Origin of the sequence: Streptomyces sp. SudanB25_2051, from assembly GCF_964272635.1 — a bacterium.
In the GTDB taxonomy this organism is placed as follows: Bacteria; Actinomycetota; Actinomycetes; order Streptomycetales; family Streptomycetaceae; genus Streptomyces.
This window is the reverse complement of sequence record NZ_OZ186787.1, coordinates 225,346-243,872: the sequence shown is the minus strand read 5'-3', so window position 1 is coordinate 243,872 and position 18,527 is coordinate 225,346. Positions and strand designations below refer to the sequence as shown.

Below are 18,527 nucleotides of genomic sequence, written 5' to 3'. Positions count from 1 at the left end.
GCGCCGTCGCCGCCGTCAGCCGACGTGCCAGCAGGTTCCCTCGAACCCTGCGACGTGGACGTCGCCCGCCTGGACGTGGCCGCCGCTCAGCCAGCAGCCGCTCACGTCGCCGCTGTGCGCGGCGGCGGGGGCGGCGGTGAGGAATCCGACAGCGAGCAGACCGGCCAGAGCGATCGAGATGCGCCGAAGCATGTTTCTCTCCTTCGAGTGGGGGACTCGCCACGACTCTTCACCAGCCGTGACCGCGCCGCACGCCGAGACGTACGACCGGGTGGTCGCTGTCCCCCGGGGGCCGTGCGCCCGCCCGCCCGGCCGCGGGCACGGCTGCGGGCCGGCCGCGTGTCGCGACCGGCCCGCGGCGCCCACGCGCGGGGGACAGGGTGACGGGTCAGGGCTGCGCGGGCGGTTCCCGACGCTGCTCGGGGTCACGGCCCAGCTGGTCCTTGAGCCGCTCCTGCGCGGTGTCCACCTGGCCGCTGTACCGGCCCTGCGTGCGCTTGTCGACGTAGTCGCCGCCCTTGTCGACGCCCTTGCCGACGTGGCCCTCGTGCCCCTTCAGCATGTTCTTGAGCTTGTCCATCATGGACATGGGTCGTCCTCTCGCCGAGTGACCCCCTGGGGTCCAGTCTCCCCGTCCCGCCCACCGCCCGCATCCGGGGGACGGGCCCGGCGGCCACCGGACCCCCACGGCCGCCTCAGCCCCGCCGGGCCCGCTCGGCGCGGGAGCGCAGCCACTCCTCGTGCGCCGCGCTCACCCGCTTCCACAGCTCCGCGCGGTCGGCGGCGTCCAGGTCGCCCAGAGCGCGGCGGAAGTCCCCCTCCAGCACGGCGAACCACTCCTCCTCCGAGTCGACGACCCGCTCCTCGGCACCCCGCGCGCCGATCCTCCGCAGCACCCGTCCGCGCAGCACGTGCGCGGTGTCCGCGTCCCGGCGCAGCACCGCGAACGTCGTCACGAACGGCGAGTCCGGGGCGGTCGACAGCCGCAGGTGCTCGGCGGCGAAGTCCTCCGGCGCGGCGGCCTCGCCCCGGAACTCCATCACCCGGAACGTGCCGCGCTCGTCGTGGAAGAACGTCCACCCGCCCGGCTCGGCCGCCGACGGCTCCATGCGGTACGTGAAGGGGCCCTGCCGGTACGTCCCGGCACGCAGCGGCAGCGGCTCGACCGGCCCGTCGCCCAGCCCCGCGTCGACGAACCAGCCCTCGCCGTCCACCCGCACGGTCAGCGCCATGTGGTTGCCGTTCGCGCCCCGCCCGTCCGCGTCCTCGTGGACGCCGCCCACATGGAGCGTCACGTCGTAGCCGAGGGCGGCGAGCAGCGCGGCGAAGGCGCTGTTCAGATGGAAGCAGTAGCCGCCCTGGCCGGCCGCGAACCGGCGCGCCGAGAGCTCCGGCTCCAGGCCGGGCGGCCGGCCGATGTGGATGCCGACGTTCTCGTACGGCACCCGCTCCAGGTGCGCCCGCTGCAACGCGAACAGCGCCTCCCGCGACGGCGGCCCCGAGGGGGTGACGCCCAGCCGGTCCAGGTAACCCGCATATGCTTCAGGAATCATGGGACTTGACCCTAGGCCCCGCCCCCGCCGGGCGGCGCGGGCGGCGTTCCGCCCGCCCCCGCCGCGCCCTGGCGGATCCGCGAGGCGGTGCGGGCGGCCGGGGCGGTGGGGGTCAGTCCGCGGACGCCGTCCAGCCGTCCGCCTCGATGAGCGCCGCGTCCGACGGCCGCGCCTCGTCGAACAGCGTCCGCCCGCCGTCCAGGACCCGCAGCCCGTCCACGTACACGCCCCGCCCCACGTAGCGGGTGTCCGTCCGGTACCGCCAGCGCAGCCGCAGCGGGCCGGCCCCGGACCACGCCGACAGGTCCGCCTCCAGCCGGTGCCAGACCCGCCCCGACCAGCCCGTCACGGAGCCGCCCGGATGCTCAGCCGGCTCGCCGCCCGGCCGCACGGTCGTGAACGGCACCGGCCGCCACTCGGCCGCCCCGCCCCCGTCCTGCTCCACCGCCGCCTCGAGGACCGCCGTGTCCGCGCCCGGCTCGGTGTCCCACCACACCGCGCACCGCAGCCGCGCCCGCGCCGTGCGGGGCCGTACGGCGGGCAGTGTCAGCGTCGCCGTCGCGGCCGAAGCCGTGCCCGCGAACCAGGCGGTGCGGCCGCGCGCGGGCCGGACCGGCACCGCACGCGCCATCCGGTCGGCGACCGCGACGCGCGGCGCCGAACCGGAGCGCCAGCTGCGCACCGGGTGGACCGAGTTGCCGAGCAGCACCAGGAACGAGTCGGTCGTCGGGTCCAGCACCAGGCTCGTCCCGGTGAACCCGGTGTGCCCGGCCGTACGGGGCGTGGCCATCGCGCCCATGTACCAGTGCTGGTACAGCTCGAAGCCGAGCCCGTGCTCGTCGCCCGGGAACGCCGTGTTGAAGTCGGTGAACATCAGCTCGACGGACTCGGGCCGCAGGACGCGCACACCGCCGTAGGCGCCGCCGTTCAGCAGGGTGCGGGCGAGGACGGCCAGGTCCCAGGCGCAGGAGAAGACCCCCGCGTGCCCGGCGACCCCGCCGAAGCCGTACGCGTTCTCGTCGTGGACCTCGCCCCACACCATGCCCCGGTCGAGCCCCGACCACGGCTTGCGGGCGTCCTCCGTCGCGGCGATGCCGGGCCGCCAGGACGCGGGCGGGTTGAAGCGGGTGCGCCGCATGCCCAGCGGGCCGGTGATCCGCTCCCGCAGCAGCACGTCCAGCGGCTGCCCGGTCACCTCCTCCAGCAGCAGCTGCAGGGCGATCAGATTCAGGTCCGAGTAGCGGTAGACCGTGCCGGGCGGGTTCAGGGGCCGCTCGTCCCACAGCATCCGCAGTTTGCCCTCGCGGGTCGGCTGCTCGTACAGCGGGAGCCACGCCCGCAGCCCGGAGGTGTGGGTGAGCAGCTGACGTACCGTGATGCCGGCCTTGCCGCCGCCGCCGAAGTCGGGCAGCCGCTCGGCGACCGCGCCCTCCAGCTCCAGCTCGCCCCGCTCCAGCAGCTGCACCGCGAGGAGCGAGGTGAACAGCTTGGTCAGCGACGCCAGGTCGAAGACGGTGTCCTCGCGCATCGCGATCCGCTCCGCGGGCGGCAGCTCCACGCCCCGCCCGGTCGTCTCGTCGTACGCCGCGTACCGCACGGCGTGGCCGATCGCCCGGTGCAGCGCCACGACCGGGCCGCGACCGGCGAGGATCACCGCGCCGGCGTACCAGGGGTGCGTGGGGGAGGGGCCCAGGAACCGCTCCGCCTCGGCGGTCAGCAGGTCGAGGTGGCGGGGCAGCAGTCCCGCCTGCTCGGCCGTGCCGCGCCGCAGCACCGGACCGCCCGCCCCTCCGGCCCCGGCACCCCCGACGCCCTCGCCGGCCGCCCCGGGACCGGCCGCCGCCGCGCCGCCCCGGTCCGCCGCGGCGGCCCCCGGAAGCGGACCGATCACCAGCGCACCTCCCAGTGCCAGCACCCCGCCCCCGAACGCACGCCGCCCGAACCCGCCCGCAACCGGTTCCCGCACCATGCCCGCCCTCCCCGCCTCCGGCAGCACCGCCGTCTGAAGGAAACCTTCGCCGTCGCGTTCATCAGATGAAACTTTCTTACCGCCGCACCCACCCGTCAAGGAGGCGGACACGGGATGTGAGCCCCCATCAGCCGCCCCGGCGTGCGGGGCGTGTGCCGCGGTGGCAGCGTGGCCCCATGGGCACGCAGACCGACGGGGACGGAGACCGCGCGACCGGGAAGCGGCACGGCGGCGCGGACGCCACGGCGTCGCGCCCGTGGCGGGAGCGCACCACCTGGGTGCCGCTCGCCGCGCTGCTCGTCCTCGCCCTGTGCTGGGGACGCGAACTGCCGGGGCCGGTCGTCGCCCTCGTCGGACTGTGCCTGGCGGGCGCCGTGCTGTCCGCAGTCCACCACGCCGAGGTGGTCGCCCACCGCGTCGGCGAGCCCTTCGGGTCGCTCGTCCTCGCGGTCGCCGTGACCGTCATCGAGGTCGGACTGATCGTCATGCTGATGGCGTCGGGCGGCGACGAGGCGTCCGCCTACGCCCGCGACACCGTCTTCGCCGCCGTCATGATCACCTGCAACGGCATCGTCGGCCTGTCCCTGCTGGCCGCGACCGTCCGGGGCGGGCGCGTCGCCGTCTTCAACGCCGAGGGCTCCGGCGGCGCCCTCGCCACCGTCACCACCCTCGCCACCACGACCCTCGTCCTGCCCGCCTTCACCACCAGCACCCCCGGACCGAGGTTCAGCGGGGCGCAGCTCGCGTTCGCCGCCGTGGCCTCCCTCAGCCTGTACGGACTGTTCGTCACCGTGCAGACGGTCCGCCACCGCAGCTACTTCCTGCCCGTCACCGACGACGGCCGGCCCCTCGACCCGGACGGGCACGCGGCGGCCCGGCCCACCCGCGCCGCCACCCGGTGGAGCATGGCCCTGCTGATGGCGGCCCTGGTCGCCGTCGTGGGACTCGCCAAGCTGGTCTCGCCGACGATCGAGTCGGGCGTGCGGACCGCCGGGCTGCCCACGGCCGTGGTCGGCGTCGCGATCGCCCTCATGGTGCTGCTGCCGGAGACACTGGCCGCGCTGCGCGCCGCGCGCGGCGGCCGCCTCCAGACCAGCCTCAATCTGGCGTACGGCTCCGCGATCGCCAGCATCGGACTGACGGTGCCGACGATCGCCCTCGCCTCCGTGTGGATGCCCGGCACCCTGGTCCTGGGCCTCGGCCCGGTCCATCTGGTGCTGCTGGCGCTCACCGCCGTGGTCAGCGCCCTCACCGTGGTCCCCGGGCGGGCCACGCTGCTCCAGAGCGGCGTCCACCTGCTGCTGTTCGCCGCGTTCGTGTTCCTGTCGTTCAGCCCCTGAGACGGCGCGACGGCCGGTCCGCGACGGCCGCGGCCGCCTCACGGACCGGCCGCCTCACGGACCGGCCGCCTCACGGACCGGCCGTCACCGACCGGCCTCACGGCCGGGGCCTCACGGACCGGCCGTCACCGACCGGCCTCACGGCCGGGGCGTCACTGCGCCACGCGCACGACCCGCAGCGCCGGGTCGCGCAGGATGTCCCGCTCGCAGAACCGGGCCGTCACCCACCGCTCACCCGAGTACAGCCGGGTCTGGTCCGCGTGGTGCGGCGACGTCGGGTCGGAGGACTGCGAGTACGACAGCAGCGTCCGGGCCACCGGGCAGCGGCCGCCGTCCCAGCCCACCGCCTGGACGTGGCTCGTGCCGTGCCGCACCTCCGTGTAGCCGCCGCCCGCCGGGTCCCACACGGGCACGGTCATGTTCCACACACCCGTCCCCGTACCGCCGTGCACGGGTATGCGCTCCCCGTTGCGCACCACGAACTGGTGCTCTCCCAGCGGCGCGTCCAGCGGGATGCCCGCCGCCCGCAGCGCCGCGACGGAACCGCGCAGGGCGGTGGCGAAGCCGGGCGCGGCGGTGTCGAGGCCGCGCGGGGTGCCCACCGGGTCGGCCGCCGAGAACGGCACCTTCCACCGCCCGGCGTTCGTGGTCTCCCGCTGGAGCGCCACCCAGAACCGGTCGAACAGCAGCGCGCCCCTGCTGCCCGTGTCCATCCGGCGGTCCCAGCGGGCGAGCACCTCGCACGCCTCGGTGTCGCCGGCCAGGGCCGCCGGGCACGCCCGCACCACGTCGTCGACCGTCAGATCGGCGGCGGGCACCCGGTTCGCGAACTGCTGCCGCTGGAGGTCGGCCACCGTCAGGGAGCCCCGCCGGGCCATCGCCGCGACGTCCTCGATCGCGCCGCGCGTGCGCAGCGACCGCTCCGTGCCGATGTCGCCGAAGACCCGCTCGTACCCGGTCAGCGGCCGGTCGGCGTTGCTCAGCCAGGCGCTGTCGTTGGAGTTCTCCGCGTACGGGGCGTCGGCCAGCAGCGGCCAGCGCGACGGGCCCATGATGCCCGGCTCCACCGCGTCCCGGTCCCGGCCCAGCGCGCAGTCGCCGCGCGACCCGTCGAGCACCGCCACCCCCGTCGCCGGGTACAGGGACCTGCCCAGCGGTGTCGAGCACCGCTCGACCAGCTCGTCGGTGATCCGCGGCACGACCTGCGCCTGCGCCATGAGCGTGCCGCCGCCCCGGTCGGACGCGACCGTGTTCACCCACGGCAGGCCCTGGGTGCGGCGCAGCGCCGCGGCCATCTCCTTCGTCGAGCGGGCTTTCGCCAGCGCCAGCGACGTGTCACCCATGCGGAGGTTGCGCGCGTTCGGATCGTGCAGGGCGTACGCGGTCGTCGCCGTCCACGGCAGCGGGTCGCCGCCGAAGGACGTGACGACCGGCCCGTACCGGGTCCACCACTGCGTACGGGTCACCGGCTCGCCGCCCGCCACGGGCACCGTCACCGTCCGCCGCGTCATCGGCTCGGACCTGCCGTCCACCAGGTACGCCGTGGGGTCGGCCGGGTCGAGGGCCAGCTGGTGCAGGTTGACGGTACGGCCCGTCGCGACGGTGTGGCTCCACGCCACCTTCTCGGTGAACCCGATCTGCACCAGCGGCGAGCCCAGCAGCGACGCGCCCTGCACGTTCAGCTCGCCGGGGATCGTCTGCTGCGACTGCCAGAAGCGGCGGCCGCCGTGCCACGGGTAGTGCGGGTTGCCCAGGAGCAGGCCGCGCCCGTTCGCTGTGGTGCTCCCGGCGAACGCGACCGCGTTGGAACCCATCGTCGCGTTCCGCTCGTCGAACATCTCCCGCGCCGCCCCGGCCACCCCGTCCGGGTCGGCCGCGCCAGGAGCCGCGCCGGGCGCGGGCGGCCGCGCGGCCGTGATGCCCTCCACGAAGCCGCCCTCGCCGCCGATGACGGCCAGCGCGTACGCCCTCCGGGCCACGTCCAGGGCGGTCACCGGACGCACCCAGGGCTTGCCGGCGCACGCCGGGTCGGTCACCTTGTTCCGCTTCAGCCAGGCGTTGTACCCGGCGGCCCAGCCCCGCATCGCCTCCTTCTGCTCCCGGCCGGGCCCGGCGGGCGCGGGCCTGGCCAGCAACCGCTCCACGGTGCGGGCGTCGCGCACCCCCGCGAAGTACAGATCGCTGGAGAGGTTCGTACGGGCCGACGACAGCGACCCGTCGGTGGTGCCGTCCGCGCCGAAGTACCGCGACCGCTCGGCCCGCACGGTCGCGAACCCGTCGGCCAGGACGCACACCTGGTCCGCGGCCTGCGCCCAGCCGGTGCCGAAGCCCAGACTCGCGTAGTCCTTCGCCAGGATGTGCGGGATGCCGTACTCGGTGTAGCGGATGGTCGCCGAAAGACCGCCCGCCGACGGCCGGTGACCGCCCTCGGCGGCGGACGGCGGGGCCGGCGGCCGGACGGCTGCCGCGGGAAGGGTCCCCGCCGCGGCCGTGGCGAACACGGCCGCGGCGATGGGCAACAGACGTCTCAAACTGGTACGGAGGAACAACATGCCTCCCAACTGGGCGTGTGCTCAGGTCAGTTGCCCCATCCACTCACCCGGCGGCAAGCCCTGTCATCCTCCCCGCGACTGATCCGCGATCAGCCCTGAGACCCCCCGCCGGCCCCGGCCCCCTCGGGGTCGTCCCGGAGATCCACGATCCGCTTGATCTTCCCCACCGACCGCTCCAGCGTCCCCGGGTCCACCACCTCGACCCCGACCGCCACGCCGACGCCGTCCTTGACGGCGGCCCGCACCTCGCGCGCCGCGTCCTCCCGCCGCTCCGGCGCCGTGTCCGCCCGCGCCTCCACCCGCACGGTCAGCGCGTCCATCCGCCCCTCGCGCGTCAGCCGCAGCTGGAAGTGCGGCGCGAGCCCCGGCGTCCGCAGCAGGACCTCCTCGATCTGCGTCGGGAAGAGGTTCACCCCCCGCACGATCAGCATGTCGTCGCTGCGGCCCGTCACCTTCTCCATCCGCCGGAACACCCGCGCCGTGCCCGGCAGCAGCCGCGTCAGATCCCGCGTCCGGTACCGCACGACCGGCATGGCCTCCTTGGTGAGCGAGGTGAACACCAGCTCGCCCCGCTCCCCGTCCGGCAGCACCTCGCCCGTCACCGGGTCGACCACCTCCGGGTAGAAGTGGTCCTCCCAGATGTGCAGCCCGTCCTTGGTCTCCACGCACTCCTGCGCCACACCGGGGCCGATCACCTCCGACAGGCCGTAGATGTCGACCGCGTCGATCGCGAACCGCTCCTCGATCTCCCGCCGCATCTCCTCCGTCCACGGCTCCGCGCCGAAGATGCCCACCTTCAGCGAGGTGGAGCGCGGATCGACGCCCTGCCGCTCGAATTCGTCCAGCAGCGTCAGCATGTACGAGGGCGTCACCATGATCACCTCCGGCCGGAAGTCCTGGATCAGCCGCACCTGGCGCGCCGTCATCCCCCCGGACGCGGGCACCACCGTGCAGCCCAGCCGCTCCGCCCCGCCGTGCGCCCCGAGCCCGCCGGTGAACAGCCCGTACCCGTACGCCACGTGCACCACCTGGCCCGGCCGGCCCCCGGCCGCGCGGATCGACCGCGCCACCACGTCCGCCCACATGTCCAGGTCCCGTTCCGTGTAGCCGACCACCGTGGGCAGGCCCGTCGTCCCGCTCGACGCGTGGAGGCGCCGCACCCGCGACCGGTCCACCGCGAACATCCCGAACGGGTACTCGTCCCGCAGATCCGCCTTGGTGGTGAACGGGAAGCGCGCCAGGTCCGCGAGCGACCGGCAGTCCTCCGGCCGCACCCCCGCCGCGTCGAACGAGCGCCGGTGGAAGGGCACGTTCTCGTACGCGTGCCGCAGCGTCGCCCGCAGCCGCTCCAGTTGCAGCGCCTGGAGCTCCTCCCGGTCCAGCCGCTCCCCGGCGTCCCGCAGATCCTCGGCCATGTGCCGTCCTCCACCCGTACGCGTCGATCGTCCATCCGGCTACCGACCATTCGGTCGATCCGTACCCGATCAGTTACCGCGCGCCCGGCCTCCGCGGCAAGGGGTCGGCGGTCAGCGGCCCCGGGGCGCGTACATGATCACGGCCATGCCGGCGAGGCAGATCAGCGCGCCGGCGACGTCGAACCGGTCCGGGCGGTAGCCGTCCGCGACCATGCCCCAGGCGATCGAACCGGCGACGAAGACCCCGCCGTACGCGGCCAGGACCCGCCCGAAGTCGGCACTGTCCTGGAGAGTCGCGACGACACCGTAGAGACCGAGGGCGGCCACACCGGCACCGATCCAGATCCAGCCCCGGTGCTCGCGGATCCCCTGCCACACGAGCCAGGCGCCGCCGATCTCGAACAGGGCGGCGACGAGGAACAGGACAGCGGAGCGCGCGACGGTCATACCGGCCGACCCTACGCGCGCGGCCCCGACCCGGCGCCCCACCCCCACGCCCGGCCCCCACCGACGGCGACCGGCCTCGTCCGGCACCCGCACACCGGGACCCCGCCACCGCCGCCCCCCGGGGATCCGCGAGCCGCCCACCGGCCCGGGCCCGCAGCCGCCCACCGGCCCCCGCCCGGCAAGCCGCCCCGGCGCCGACCGCGGGCTCCGGCCCGGCCGCCGGAGCCGGGCAACCCCGTCCCGTCCCGGGGTCCCCCGAACCGGTGAACCGCCGCCCGCCGCGCGCTCCGACAGCCGCCTCACGGCCCCGGCGGCAGGGGCGCCCCGGACGCCGCGCCGCGGCCCCGGCCACGTACCATGGGCGCATGTCCTTCCTCCGCCGCCGCAGCCCCGCCACACCCGCGGGCCCGGACTTCGACGTCCTGGCCATGGACCCGGGCGACTGGCCCGGAAATCTCGGCGCCGGCCTGCTTCCCGCCCCCGACGGAACGTGCCAGGGCGTCTTCCTCCGCTACGACCTCTTCGGCGGCCGCGGCCCCGCGATGATCATCGGCAATCTGCCGGAGGGCTCCCCGGCCCGCGACCTCGCCGAGGGCCAGATCCCCTTCGAGGTGGCCCAGCTCCTCGCGGCACTGGACATGGACGACGACGTCCAGGTGGTCGAGACCGAGGACGTCCCCGTCATGCAGGGCGACAACCTGCTCATCGTGCGCCGCCTCAAGCTCACCGAGAGCCGGATCTCCTGCGTCCAGTTCGACCGCAGCGACCGCGTCCTGGTGACCATCGCCAGCTGGGACCGGCCCATCACCGACGACCTGTACGCCCTGCTCAAGCCGCTCCCCGCGGAACTCTTCCAGCAGGGCTGACCGACGAGGACCGCCATGGCAGCGACGGACGAGGCGAAGCACCACCAGGCCGGGAACGCCGGCGCGACGGCCCGCGTCGACAGCTGGATCTGGGCCGTACGGCTCACCAAGACCCGCTCCCAGGCCGCCACGGCCTGCCGCGCCGGACACGTCCGCGTCAACGGCGACCGCGCCAAACCCGCCCAGACGGTCAAGCCGGGCGACGAGGTCCGCGTCTTCCACGCCGGCCGGGAACGGATCGTCGAGGTGAAGCGGGTGCTCACCAAGCGGGTGGGCGCCCCCGTCGCCGTCGAGGCGTACACGGACAAGACACCCCCCGCGCCGCCCCGCGAGCACGTCGCCCTCGCCGGCGTACGGGACCGCGGCGCGGGCCGCCCCACCAAGCGCGAGCGCCGCGAACTGGACCAACTCCGCGGCACCCGCCGCGGCTAGCCGCCCCTCGCCCCGGCCGGGAGCCTCGGCGCCGCCGGGGCGGGATCACCGGGGCGCGATGTGGAACTCCATCCATTCGACGCCGGGCACGGTGAAGCGCGCGCCCGCACGCGCGGACGCCACCCCTTCGAACACACCGTCCGCGCCCGGAGGGCCGAGGGTCCACGGCGTCGCCATCGCCCAGGCGCACCGCAGACCGGCCAGCAGGGCCGCCTCCTCGGTGGCGCACCCGAGCGGCGAGGTCAGCGCCACCTCGGCGAGCTCGGGAAACTTCCAGTACCGCTCGTAGCGCTCCATCTCGACGGGCACGTCCAGCCGGACGGCGATCCGCCCGACGACCCGCTCGGCGGCACGGCGGTCGGACACCCGTATGTGGCAGCGCCACGTGATCGTCGCGAACACGCACGCGACCCTGGCCCACGACGAGGGGGCGTGCCTGCCGCGCGGTGCGGAATCCGCGCGGGGCGGTGCGCCGGCGTCCCGCTGCTCGCGGGCGGAGCGGTCCTCGTTCGCCGGGAGGACCGCTCCGCCGACTCCTCGCAGGGCCTGAAGGGCCGGCGTTACGAGGCCAGCAGGGATGTCAGGCGGGCCGCTGCCGTGCCGAGGCCCGTCGGGCCGTCCGGGAGGCCGCTGCCCGCCGCGGGCGCCTCGATGAGGTTCCGGCGCAGGACCGCCTCCTGGTACCGCTCGCACCCGTCGTGCCAGGTGTGGATGCCGGCCATCCAGTTCTCCAGCTGCCGCACGTACCCGGCCATCGCGGCGCGGGCCTCCTCGTCCAGCCCCATGTCGTCGTAGAGGACGGGCAGTTCATGGGCGACGACGTGCTGGAACTGCCGCATCCGCGAGTTCATCAGATCGCCGGTGATCGCCACCGCCGTGGGGCGGTCCACGTCGAAGAAGTTCTGCGTGACGAGCACGCAGTTGTGGATCTCCCCCTCGAACTCGATCTCCTTCTGGTACGAGTACAGATCGTTCAGGAGCGTCGCGAAGTCCACCGCCGCGTTCTCCAGCGCCCGCACCGTGCCGCTGTGGAAGACCTCCACCGGGACGAGGTTGCCGATGCCGATCCGGCACAGGGCGATCGTCATGTCGGAGCCGAAGGTGGCCCGCCGCATCTCGATGTAGTCCACCGGCTCCGGAATCCGGTTCTGCGCCTGGTTCGCCAGCTCCCACAGCCAGCTGTCGACCATGACCTCCACGGCCCTGCGGAAGGCGGCGCGGTCCCGGTCGTTCATCGGGCCCGCCGTGCGCGGCCACAGGTCCGCGAGCCCGCGCTCCAGCGCGTTCGCCGGGGCGGGCATCGATTCCAGGGCGCCGTCCAGCGGCATGAACGCCCGCAGCCGCTCGTTCTGCGCCTTCGCGCCGGCCAGGTCGCGGGTCCTGCCGTACACCACCGGGTACAGGTCGTCCGCGTACGTGCCCCACGCCAGCCAGTGCGACGCCACGTCCAGCGCGTCGGCGTCGGCGTGCGGGTGCAGACCGGACGCGCACAGCGGCAGGTCGTACCCGGTGGCCGAGCGCTCCGTCCAGACCCGTGAACCGGGCTGGCCCGGCTGCTCCTCCAGCATGCCCATCGCGGCGATCCACTCGACGCACCGCTTCCGCGCCCCCTCCAGATGCGCGTTGAGCGTGACCTGGAACGGCAGCTCGATGGGCGGGAGCTCCGTCGGCCCGACCCGCTCGAACGGCACATGCGTGAAGCCGCGCCACCGTGCCGCCTCCGCGCGGGGTGTCAGCCGGATCGAGGCGGCGGCCATCCCGAACGCCCCGCCGCCCGGCACCGCGCCCACCGCGCCCTCGTTCATGTACCGGCTGGAGCGCATGTGCCATTCGTGCCCGCCGGACTGCCAGTCCTGAAGGCCCTTGGCGTACGCCATGACCGCCGCGGCCTGCGCCGCGTCGAGCCCGTGCTCGGCGCACAGCGGCGCCACCTCGGTCAGCGCCGTGTGCTCGAACTGCTGGAGGCGGGAGGTGAGCAGGTCGTTGACGGCGTCCGCCGCCTCCTGTGTCGAGCATCCCAGGAACCGCTCCAGGACCAGCACGCCGTTGCTGTTCTCGCCCTCGTCCTCCACCTCGCGCTGGTACGAGAACAGGTCGTTGCGCAGGTGCACCGCGTCCGCGAACGTGTCACGCAGCACCCGCAGCGGCCGCGAGTCCGCCACGGCCTCCGGCACCTCCGCGCCCACCGCGTACTCCACGAGCCCCGCCGACCAGGGCGCGCCGCCCACCTTGCGGCGCATCTCGATGTACTCCAGCGGATTGGCGACGCGCCCCTCGTCGATGTTGGACAGCTCCCACAGGGACTCGTTCAGCAGGTGCTCCGTCGCCACCGCGAACCGCTCACGCCAGGCGGGCGACATCGCGGGCACCGTCCGCGCCCACAGGTCGGCCAGGCCTGCCTCCACCGGGTTCTCCGGCTCGGGCACGGCCGCCGAGGGGTCCGTCGGCATGAACGCCGGGAGCCGGTCCAGATGCGCCTTGCCGCCCGCCCGGTCCCGGGTGCGCTTGAACAGCTCCAGGAAGTGGTCGTCGAAGAAGAAGACCCACACATACCAGTCGGTGACCAGGGACAGCGCCTCGGCGTCGCAGTCCGGGTGGGTGTACGCGCACAGCAGCGCGTAGTCGTGGGAGTCGAGGTCGCGCTCCTCCCAGACCCCCGAGCCCTCCAGCATGCCCATGCGGCGCGCCCACTCCTTGGTGTGGGCCCGCGCCGCGTCCACGTACGGATTGAGCCGTGCGGGATGCGGCACGTAGAAGTCGGGGAGTACGAACGGCTGTGCCATGCGTGTCCAATGCCTTTCGCTGTACGTGGGGACCGGCGCCCGCGGCCCGGCGGGCGCACGCGGAGTCACCCGCCCGTCCTGTGAACACCGAACGGGCGGTTCGGGTTACGCCCTCCGGGGGAACGGCTCCGCGCCGGGCCCCCGCACGCGACGGCGCGCCGCCGCCCGGTGCGGACACCGGGCGCACGGCGCGCCGTCCCCCCGTCGTACGGTCAGCGGGTGCCGACCGCCGCGCGCACGGCCCGCCGTGCCAGCGCGCAGTCGTCGTGCAGCCGCCGCAACAGCAGCCGCTGCTCCTCGCCCGGCGAGAGCGCGCCGGGCTGGACGGGGACCGAGCCGGCGGGCGGGGCCTCCCGCATGGTCCGCTGCACGGCCGTCTCGTACGTGCGGATCTCCCGCGTCAGCACGAGCATCAGGTTCACCAGGAACGCGTCGCGCGCCGCCGGGCCGCCGAACTGGGCGTGCTGGCTGATCTGCCGGCGTGCGAGGGGCGCGTCGCCCAGCACGGTCCACAGCGTCGCCAGGTCGTAGCCGGGCAGGTACCACCCGGCGTGCTCCCAGTCGACCAGCACGGGACCGGTCGGCGACAGCAGCATGTTCGACAGCAGCGCGTCACCGTGGCAGAACTGGCGCATGCCCTCCCAGCCGCCGGACAGGGCCAGGCCGTGCAGCAGCTTCTGCAGGTCGTCGCGGTCCCGGTCGGTGAACAGGCCCAGCTCGTGGTAGCGGGCGATCCGCGCGCCGTACTCCAGCGGCGCGTCGAACGTCCCGGCGGGCGGGCGCCATTCGTTCAGCCGCGCGACCGCGCCCAGCACGGCCTTGAAGTCCGCGCGCGGCGGCGCCTGCGCGACATGCCGGCTGAAGCCCGCCGGCCTGCCCGGCATCCGCTCGACGACGAGCGTGCCGTTGTCCGGGTCCGCCGCGATCAGCCGCGGCACCCGCACCGGGGGGCGGTGCCGGACGAAGGTGCGGTAGGCGGCGATCTCGTGCCGGAACCGCTCGATCCACACGGGGGAGTGGTCCAGTAAACACTTGGCGACGGCGGTGGTCCGGCCCGTCGTGCCGACGAGCAGCACCGAGCGTCCGCTGCGGCGCATCACCTGCACCGGGTTGAACTCGGGGCAGATGCGCTGCACCGACCCGATCGCCTTCCGCAACTGGGCCCCCTGCGGCCCCGACAGGTCGATCCTCCCGCTGAGCGGACCGGTCACCGCCCCCGCCCAGCGCCTGCTCCGGCCCACCTGGGCCGGACCCGGGTACAGGCCGCTGCCGGCCGGTACGGTACGGGGCCGGGGCGGGGCGGACACGGAGGACGATGCTGTGTACATGGGCGAGACAGATCCCTTCGTGTGCCGACGACTGCGTACGCTGCCCCGTCCCGCCGCCGGTCCGACACCCTGGGGAATGAGGGCCGTCGCCGGGACGGGGTGGCGCGTTCCTACCTGACACCCCGTGGCGGGTGGCGAACCATCTCGCGCACCCTGGCGAACCCTGGCGAATAGTCGCCACCCCCATGGCGGAGGGCTACTGTCAACTCAGCCGAGAACCTGGGGGCTTGACGTGACAGGACAACCCAACACCCGCCTCTCCGATCTGTTCGGCCTCGCCGGCTGGTCGAAAGGCGAGCTCGCGCGGCTGGTCAACCGGCAGGCGGCGGCCATGGGCCACCCCCAGCTGGCCACGGACACCTCGCGGGTGCGGCGCTGGATCGACATGGGGGAGACCCCGCGCGATCCCGTACCGAGGGTGCTGGCTGCCTTGTTCACCGAGCGACTCGGCCGTGTCGTGACCATCGAGGACCTCGGGTTCGTACGACACGGGCGCGCCGGGAGACGGCGGGACGTCAGGCAGACCGACAACCCTGACGGGCTGCCCTGGGCGCCCGAACGCACGGCCACGGTCCTCACCGAATTCACGGGAATGGACCTCATGCTCAACCGACGCGGCCTGATGAGCGCGGGCGCCGTGCTCACCACGGGTGCCACCATCACCAGCGCCATGCACGACTGGTTCCGTTCCGGCTCCACGAGCGCCGGATCCGCCGACGCCCGGCCCGCCGACCCCGCCGGGCTGGACCGCTACGAGGCCGCCCCCATCGGGCGGCAGGAGGTCGACGAACTGGAGGCCTCGGTCGAGGTGTTCCGCGCCTGGGACGCGGCCAAGGGCGGCGGCCTCCAGCGCAAGGCCGTCGTCGGCCAGCTCAACGAGGTGGGCGGGATGCTCGCCTACCGCCACCCCGAGCCGATCCAGAAGCGCCTGTGGGGCGTCGCGGCCAATCTCGCCGTACTCGCCGGCTGGATGTCCCACGACGTGGGCCTGGAGCCCACGGCGCAGAAGTACTTCATCATCGCCGCCCACGCGGCCCGCGAGGGCGGCGACCTGCCCCGCGCCGGCGAGGCCCTGTCCCGCTGCGCCCGCCAGATGGTCCACCTCGGCCGGCCCGACGAGGCGCTGGACCTGCTCCAGCTCGCCAAGCTGGGCTCCGGCCAGGAGGTCCTGCCGCGCACCCGTGCGATGCTGCACACGATCGAGGCGTGGGCGCACGCCTCCATGGGCCGCGGCCAGGCGATGCGCCGCACCCTGGGCGAGGCGGAGGACCTGTTCGTCTCCGACCGGGGCGACGGCCCGCTGCCGGTGTGGATGCAGACCTTCAAGTCGGAGGACCTGTACGGCATGCAGGCCCTCGCCTACCGGACGCTCGCCGAGCACGAGCCGTCCGCCGCCAAGCAGGCGCAGTACTTCGCGCAGAAGGCCCTGGAGCTGCGGATCGACGGCCGTGAACGCTCCAAGATCTTCGACCATCTCTCCATGGCCTCGGCGTGCTTCATCGCCGACGACCCCGAGCAGGCGGACCGGTACGCCCGGCTCGCGCTGGCCGCGATGGGCAGCAACTCCTCGCGGCGCACCTGGGACCGGCTGCGCGAGATGTACCGGCTCACCGGCCGGTACGCCAGCTATTCGCGCATCAAGGACCTGCGGGAGCGGATCGAGTACGCGATGCCCAAGGACCAGGCGAAGAAGCCGGGCCTCAGCGGGGCCTGAGCGGGGCGGGCTCGGCGAAGGCCCGCCTCCCGCGCCGCCCGTGGGCCACTTCCCGGAGGGCTCACCGCGTACGGGGCCGCTTCACCGCGTACGGCGTCGTGTGCCGCGTACGGGGGCGCTGTCGGTGTGCGGGCTCACCCCTGCGTGCGGGGGCTTCCTCCGCGCGCGGGCGTACGGTCCACCTGCCCGTGCGGCACCGCACCCGGCTTCGGTACGCGCGACGCGCGGGGAGCCTACGCCGTGTCGCCCACCCGGGCCGCGACGACGCAGGCGTCGTCCGCGCGCTCGGGGCCGCCCGTCTCCTCGACCACCATCCGCACGCAGTCCCGCGCGTCCCGCGCGCGGGCCATCCGCGGCGCCAGCGCGAGCAGCCGCTCGGCGGCGCCCGGCGCATCGGCGCCGACCGCGGCCTCGCCCCTGGTCAGCCCGTCCGTGTGGAGCAGCAGCAGGTCGCCGGGGAGCAGCGGTACGCGGGCCTCCTCGTACGCGGCGCCGGAGGCCGTCGCGCCCAGCAGGACGCCCTCCGGCCGGTCCAGCGCCCGTCCCGTCCCGTCGCGGAAGAGCAGCGGGGCGGGGTGTCCGGCCTGCGCCCAGGTGAGGGTGCGGGTCGCCGGGTCGTAGTGGCAGCACAGGGCGCTCCCGAGCGCGGGCTGGGCGGCGGCCTCCATCAGCTGGTTGAGGTGCCCCAGCAGCGCGCCGGGCCGGATCCCGGCCAGGGCGAGGCCGCGCAGGGCGCCGAGCAGCATCGCCGTCTGGGAGGTGGCGGACACGCCGTGCCCCGTGAGGTCGCCGACGGAGAGCAGCGCGCTCCCGTCGGGCAGCTCCAGCACGTCGTACCAGTCGCCGCCCATCCGGCCGGCGTCGCCGGAGGCGAGGTGGTGCCCGGCGGCGTCGAGCGGGGCGGGCCCGTCCCCGGCGAGCCGCAGCGGGCCCCGCCAGGCGGGCAGGACCGCCTCCTGGAGCTCCACGGCCAGCCGCTGCTGGGCGCGGTCCTGCTCGTGCCGCAGCCGCAGCGACTCCCGGGACTCGCGGACGGCGCGCTCGCTGCGGCGCAGCTCGCTCACGTCCCGGAAGACGGCCCACATGGACGCCGTGCGGCCCTCGCCGTCGAGGACCGGCTCGCCCGCCATGTGCAGGGTGCGCACCCGGCCGTCGGCCCGTACGACGCGGAACTCGCCGTCGATGGGCTTGCCGTCGACCAGGCAGTCCGTCACCAGTCGGGTCAGCAGCGGCTGGTCCTCCACGAAGACCAGGGTGGGCAGCTCGTCCAGGGACATCGGGCCCGCGCCGGGAGAGCGGCCGACGATCCGGTACAGCTCGTCGGACCAGCTGACCTCGTCCGTCAGGAGATTCCACTCGGCGCTGCCGACGCGGGTCAGGAGCGAGCCGGTGGCCTCCTCGCCGAGCGGTCGCCCGTCCCGCGCCCCGGGCCCCGACTCCTCGTCCGGGCGCCGCGAGGGCTGCTGGGGGACGCCTTCCTTGAGCTGCCCCAGATGGGCGTTGAGATCGTCGAGCTGATGCACGGCCAGATCGCACAGGGCGCGCTGCCAGCGCGCGCGGGGATCGTCGTCGGCCGCGGCGTCCCGGCGTACGGCGTCCACCTCTCCGCGCAGCCGGCGGGTCTGCGAGATGAGGGCGTCCACCTGGCCGCGCTGCGGCGGCTGCTGGCTGGGACGTTCCGCGAACAGGGGGGACGGCATGGGGAACTCCGATACAGGCACGCGGCCATGGCTTGAAAAGCAAGGACCACACAAGACTGTGACACAGCCGCGAGGCGGTCGTAAGCCATTTGGCGACAGTTGGACCGGTCATGTCCGGGGCATATGCCATCGGCCAGCAGTGATCCGGCCAGAATGGCGAAAACGCCAGGGAGACGGCCGTGGCGATGATCCTATTGCGGCCCTCGCGCACCCGCTCCCCGCGCCGCCGATCCGCAGGTCCGGCCCGCGCCGCCGACGCCAAAGGATCATTGCGCCCCGCCGCCGCGCGGAGGTGAACCGGCGCGAACGGGGTACTCGGCACACCCCGCGGCGCGCATCCGCGCGCCGTCCGTGCGCAGGCACGGGAGCAGCCGCGTGGCGCGGGCAGGCACGCGGGACGCGCGGGGGAGCAGAGCCCGGCCCCGACC

At 74.7% G+C, this 18,527-nt stretch carries 15 protein-coding genes; 4 read left to right on the top strand and 11 right to left on the bottom strand.

The annotated features are described in order from the left end of the window. Positions 1–15 precede the first annotated feature (15 nt). The 4 genes from ACSUPT_RS01125 to ACSUPT_RS01110 form a co-directional block, all read right to left on the bottom strand. A complete protein-coding gene (locus ACSUPT_RS01125; protein ID WP_351967976.1) occupies positions 16–192 on the bottom strand; it encodes a hypothetical protein in 177 nt (58 codons plus the stop codon). Positions 193–388: 196 nt separating this feature from the next. Then, positions 389–589 carry an antitoxin gene (locus ACSUPT_RS01120; RefSeq protein ID WP_351967975.1) on the bottom strand — a complete coding sequence of 67 codons (201 nt, stop codon included), beginning with the start codon at positions 587–589 and terminating at the stop codon, positions 389–391. Positions 590–695: 106 nt separating this feature from the next. After that, the gene (locus ACSUPT_RS01115; protein WP_403506655.1) at positions 696–1,553 is read right to left on the bottom strand and encodes an arylamine N-acetyltransferase family protein; all 858 of its coding nucleotides are present in this window, start codon (positions 1,551–1,553) and stop codon (positions 696–698) included. 112 nt (positions 1,554–1,665) lie between these two features. Next, entirely contained in the window at positions 1,666–3,522 is a 1,857-nt protein-coding gene (locus tag ACSUPT_RS01110) for a serine hydrolase (protein WP_399218119.1), read from the bottom strand. Positions 3,523–3,698: 176 nt separating this feature from the next. Between ACSUPT_RS01110 and ACSUPT_RS01105 the strand changes: the two genes are divergently transcribed. Next, positions 3,699–4,862 carry a calcium:proton antiporter gene (locus ACSUPT_RS01105; RefSeq protein WP_436943218.1) on the top strand — a complete coding sequence of 388 codons (1,164 nt, stop codon included), beginning with the start codon at positions 3,699–3,701 and terminating at the stop codon, positions 4,860–4,862. A 152-nt stretch (positions 4,863–5,014) separates the two neighbouring features. On the opposite strand, the gene ACSUPT_RS01100 is transcribed toward ACSUPT_RS01105, so the two are convergent. The 3 genes from ACSUPT_RS01100 to ACSUPT_RS01090 form a co-directional block, all read right to left on the bottom strand. Further along, a complete protein-coding gene (locus tag ACSUPT_RS01100) occupies positions 5,015–7,414 on the bottom strand; it encodes a penicillin acylase family protein (protein WP_436943217.1) in 2,400 nt (799 codons plus the stop codon). An 89-nt stretch (positions 7,415–7,503) separates the two neighbouring features. Further along, positions 7,504–8,829 (bottom strand): phenylacetate--CoA ligase PaaK, encoded by a 1,326-nt coding sequence (paaK, locus tag ACSUPT_RS01095; RefSeq protein WP_404143919.1) that lies wholly within the window; start codon positions 8,827–8,829, stop codon positions 7,504–7,506. A gap of 111 nt (positions 8,830–8,940) precedes the next feature. Beyond that, complete coding sequence (locus ACSUPT_RS01090) at positions 8,941–9,276, bottom strand: YnfA family protein (protein ID WP_361665264.1); 336 nt, start codon at positions 9,274–9,276, stop codon at positions 8,941–8,943. Between the two features lie 365 nt (positions 9,277–9,641). On the opposite strand from ACSUPT_RS01090, the gene ACSUPT_RS01085 reads away from it, so the two are divergent. Beyond that, complete coding sequence (locus ACSUPT_RS01085; RefSeq protein ID WP_351967968.1) at positions 9,642–10,142, top strand: hypothetical protein; 501 nt, start codon at positions 9,642–9,644, stop codon at positions 10,140–10,142. Between the two features lie 15 nt (positions 10,143–10,157). Next, positions 10,158–10,574, top strand: coding sequence for an RNA-binding S4 domain-containing protein (locus ACSUPT_RS01080; protein WP_351967967.1), 417 nt, complete (start codon positions 10,158–10,160; stop codon positions 10,572–10,574). 45 nt (positions 10,575–10,619) lie between these two features. On the opposite strand, the gene ACSUPT_RS01075 is transcribed toward ACSUPT_RS01080, so the two are convergent. From ACSUPT_RS01075 to ACSUPT_RS01065, 3 genes are all read right to left on the bottom strand, one after another. After that, positions 10,620–10,976, bottom strand: a complete 357-nt coding sequence (locus ACSUPT_RS01075) for a hypothetical protein (protein ID WP_436943216.1) — start codon at positions 10,974–10,976, stop codon at positions 10,620–10,622. Positions 10,977–11,134: 158 nt separating this feature from the next. Then, positions 11,135–13,357, bottom strand: coding sequence for a terpene synthase family protein (locus ACSUPT_RS01070; RefSeq protein ID WP_351967960.1), 2,223 nt, complete (start codon positions 13,355–13,357; stop codon positions 11,135–11,137). Between the two features lie 212 nt (positions 13,358–13,569). Further along, entirely contained in the window at positions 13,570–14,685 is a 1,116-nt protein-coding gene (locus ACSUPT_RS01065; RefSeq protein WP_436943215.1) for an aminoglycoside phosphotransferase family protein, read from the bottom strand. A 232-nt stretch (positions 14,686–14,917) separates the two neighbouring features. Between ACSUPT_RS01065 and ACSUPT_RS01060 the strand changes: the two genes are divergently transcribed. Beyond that, the gene (locus ACSUPT_RS01060; RefSeq protein ID WP_351967958.1) at positions 14,918–16,399 is read left to right on the top strand and encodes a DNA-binding protein NsdB; all 1,482 of its coding nucleotides are present in this window, start codon (positions 14,918–14,920) and stop codon (positions 16,397–16,399) included. 233 nt (positions 16,400–16,632) lie between these two features. On the opposite strand, the gene ACSUPT_RS01055 is transcribed toward ACSUPT_RS01060, so the two are convergent. After that, on the bottom strand, positions 16,633–18,099 hold the full coding sequence (locus tag ACSUPT_RS01055) for a PP2C family protein-serine/threonine phosphatase (RefSeq protein WP_351967957.1): 1,467 nt from the start codon (positions 18,097–18,099) through the stop codon (positions 16,633–16,635). Positions 18,100–18,527 lie beyond the last annotated feature (428 nt).

Excerpts from the sequence above, each read along its gene's own strand:
- ACSUPT_RS01105 (WP_436943218.1), top strand. The coding sequence starts at position 3,699 with ATGGGCACGCAGACCGACGGGGACGGAGACCGCGCGACCGGGAAGCGG.
- ACSUPT_RS01090 (WP_361665264.1), bottom strand. The coding sequence starts at position 9,276 with ATGACCGTCGCGCGCTCCGCTGTCCTGTTCCTCGTCGCCGCCCTGTTC.
- paaK (WP_404143919.1), bottom strand. The coding sequence starts at position 8,829 with ATGGCCGAGGATCTGCGGGACGCCGGGGAGCGGCTGGACCGGGAGGAG.
- ACSUPT_RS01125 (WP_351967976.1), bottom strand. The coding sequence starts at position 192 with ATGCTTCGGCGCATCTCGATCGCTCTGGCCGGTCTGCTCGCTGTCGGA.
- ACSUPT_RS01085 (WP_351967968.1), top strand. The coding sequence starts at position 9,642 with ATGTCCTTCCTCCGCCGCCGCAGCCCCGCCACACCCGCGGGCCCGGAC.
- ACSUPT_RS01115 (WP_403506655.1), bottom strand. The coding sequence starts at position 1,553 with ATGATTCCTGAAGCATATGCGGGTTACCTGGACCGGCTGGGCGTCACC.
- ACSUPT_RS01070 (WP_351967960.1), bottom strand. The coding sequence starts at position 13,357 with ATGGCACAGCCGTTCGTACTCCCCGACTTCTACGTGCCGCATCCCGCA.
- ACSUPT_RS01080 (WP_351967967.1), top strand. The coding sequence starts at position 10,158 with ATGGCAGCGACGGACGAGGCGAAGCACCACCAGGCCGGGAACGCCGGC.
- ACSUPT_RS01120 (WP_351967975.1), bottom strand. The coding sequence starts at position 589 with ATGTCCATGATGGACAAGCTCAAGAACATGCTGAAGGGGCACGAGGGC.
- ACSUPT_RS01100 (WP_436943217.1), bottom strand. The coding sequence starts at position 7,414 with ATGTTGTTCCTCCGTACCAGTTTGAGACGTCTGTTGCCCATCGCCGCG.
- ACSUPT_RS01055 (WP_351967957.1), bottom strand. The coding sequence starts at position 18,099 with ATGCCGTCCCCCCTGTTCGCGGAACGTCCCAGCCAGCAGCCGCCGCAG.
- ACSUPT_RS01110 (WP_399218119.1), bottom strand. The coding sequence starts at position 3,522 with ATGGTGCGGGAACCGGTTGCGGGCGGGTTCGGGCGGCGTGCGTTCGGG.
- ACSUPT_RS01065 (WP_436943215.1), bottom strand. The coding sequence starts at position 14,685 with ATGTACACAGCATCGTCCTCCGTGTCCGCCCCGCCCCGGCCCCGTACC.